1 rRNA gene is annotated in these 2914 nt (G+C 52.6%); it reads right to left on the reverse strand.

From position 1 onward, the window contains the following. Positions 1 to 2792, reverse strand: a 23S ribosomal RNA gene (locus FEK50_RS21610); the annotation flags it as partial. Positions 2793 to 2914 lie beyond the last annotated feature (122 nt).

Below are 2914 nucleotides of genomic sequence, written 5' to 3' on the forward strand. Positions count from 1 at the left end.
TCAGGGAGAACTCATCTCGGGGCAAGTTTCGTGCTTAGATGCTTTCAGCACTTATCTCTTCCGCATTTAGCTACCGGGCAGTGCCATTGGCATGACAACCCGAACACCAGTGATGCGTCCACTCCGGTCCTCTCGTACTAGGAGCAGCCCCCCTCAGTTCTCCAGCGCCCACGGCAGATAGGGACCGAACTGTCTCACGACGTTCTAAACCCAGCTCGCGTACCACTTTAAATGGCGAACAGCCATACCCTTGGGACCTACTTCAGCCCCAGGATGTGATGAGCCGACATCGAGGTGCCAAACACCGCCGTCGATATGAACTCTTGGGCGGTATCAGCCTGTTATCCCCGGAGTACCTTTTATCCGTTGAGCGATGGCCCTTCCATTCAGAACCACCGGATCACTATGACCTGCTTTCGCACCTGCTCGCGCCGTCACGCTCGCAGTCAAGCTGGCTTATGCCATTGCACTAACCTCCTGATGTCCGACCAGGATTAGCCAACCTTCGTGCTCCTCCGTTACTCTTTAGGAGGAGACCGCCCCAGTCAAACTACCCACCAGACACTGTCCGCAACCCGGATCACGGGTCTACGTTAGAACATCAAACATTAAAGGGTGGTATTTCAAGGTCGGCTCCATGCAGACTGGCGTCCACACTTCAAAGCCTCCCACCTATCCTACACATCAAGGCTCAATGTTCAGTGTCAAGCTATAGTAAAGGTTCACGGGGTCTTTCCGTCTTGCCGCGGGTACACTGCATCTTCACAGCGAGTTCAATTTCACTGAGTCTCGGGTGGAGACAGCCTGGCCATCATTACGCCATTCGTGCAGGTCGGAACTTACCCGACAAGGAATTTCGCTACCTTAGGACCGTTATAGTTACGGCCGCCGTTTACCGGGGCTTCGATCAAGAGCTTCGCGTTGCCGCTAACCCCATCAATTAACCTTCCGGCACCGGGCAGGCGTCACACCGTATACGTCCACTTTCGTGTTTGCACAGTGCTGTGTTTTTAATAAACAGTTGCAGCCAGCTGGTATCTTCGACTGATTTCAGCTCCATCCGCGAGGGACTTCACCTACGTATCAGCGTGCCTTCTCCCGAAGTTACGGCACCATTTTGCCTAGTTCCTTCACCCGAGTTCTCTCAAGCGCCTTGGTATTCTCTACCTGACCACCTGTGTCGGTTTGGGGTACGATTTGATGTTACCTGATGCTTAGAGGCTTTTCCTGGAAGCAGGGCATTTGTCGCTTCAGCACCGTAGTGCCTCGTCATCACGCCTCAGCCTTGATTTTCCGGATTTGCCTGGAAAACCAGCCTACACGCTTAAACCGGGACAACCGTCGCCCGGCCAACATAGCCTTCTCCGTCCCCCCTTCGCAGTAACACCAAGTACAGGAATATTAACCTGTTTCCCATCGACTACGCCTTTCGGCCTCGCCTTAGGGGTCGACTCACCCTGCCCCGATTAACGTTGGACAGGAACCCTTGGTCTTCCGGCGAGCGGGCTTTTCACCCGCTTTATCGTTACTTATGTCAGCATTCGCACTTCTGATACCTCCAGCATACCTCACAGTACACCTTCACAGGCTTACAGAACGCTCCCCTACCCAACAACACATAGTGTCGCTGCCGCAGCTTCGGTGCATGGTTTAGCCCCGTTACATCTTCCGCGCAGGCCGACTCGACCAGTGAGCTATTACGCTTTCTTTAAATGATGGCTGCTTCTAAGCCAACATCCTGGCTGTCTGGGCCTTCCCACATCGTTTCCCACTTAACCATGACTTTGGGACCTTAGCTGGCGGTCTGGGTTGTTTCCCTCTTCACGACGGACGTTAGCACCCGCCGTGTGTCTCCCGTGATAACATTCTCCGGTATTCGCAGTTTGCATCGGGTTGGTAAGTCGGGATGACCCCCTTGCCGAAACAGTGCTCTACCCCCGGAGATGAATTCACGAGGCGCTACCTAAATAGCTTTCGGGGAGAACCAGCTATCTCCCGGTTTGATTGGCCTTTCACCCCCAGCCACAAGTCATCCGCTAATTTTTCAACATTAGTCGGTTCGGTCCTCCAGTTAGTGTTACCCAACCTTCAACCTGCCCATGGCTAGATCACCGGGTTTCGGGTCTATACCCTGCAACTTAACGCCCAGTTAAGACTCGGTTTCCCTTCGGCTCCCCTATTCGGTTAACCTTGCTACAGAATATAAGTCGCTGACCCATTATACAAAAGGTACGCAGTCACCCCATAAAGAGGCTCCCACTGCTTGTACGTACACGGTTTCAGGTTCTTTTTCACTCCCCTCGCCGGGGTTCTTTTCGCCTTTCCCTCACGGTACTGGTTCACTATCGGTCAGTCAGGAGTATTTAGCCTTGGAGGATGGTCCCCCCATATTCAGACAGGATACCACGTGTCCCGCCCTACTCATCGAGCTCACAGCATGTGCATTTTTGTGTACGGGGCTGTCACCCTGTATCGCACGCCTTTCCAGACGCTTCCACTAACACACACACTGATTCAGGCTCTGGGCTGCTCCCCGTTCGCTCGCCGCTACTGGGGGAATCTCGGTTGATTTCTTTTCCTCGGGGTACTTAGATGTTTCAGTTCCCCCGGTTCGCCTCATTAACCTATGGATTCAGTTAATGATAGTGTGACGAATCACACTGGGTTTCCCCATTCGGAAATCGCCGGTTATAACGGTTCATATCACCTTACCGACGCTTATCGCAGATTAGCACGTCCTTCATCGCCTCTGACTGCCAGGGCATCCACCGTGTACGCTTAGTCGCTTAACCTCACAACCCGAAGATGTTTCTTTCGATTCATCATCGTGTTGCGAAAATTTGAGAGACTCACGAACAACTTTCGTTGTTCAGTGTTTCAATTTTCAGCTTGATCCAGATTTTTAAAGAGCAAA

Origin of the sequence: Escherichia sp. E2586 (genome assembly GCF_005781105.1) — a bacterium.
Classification (GTDB): domain Bacteria; phylum Pseudomonadota; class Gammaproteobacteria; order Enterobacterales; family Enterobacteriaceae; genus Escherichia.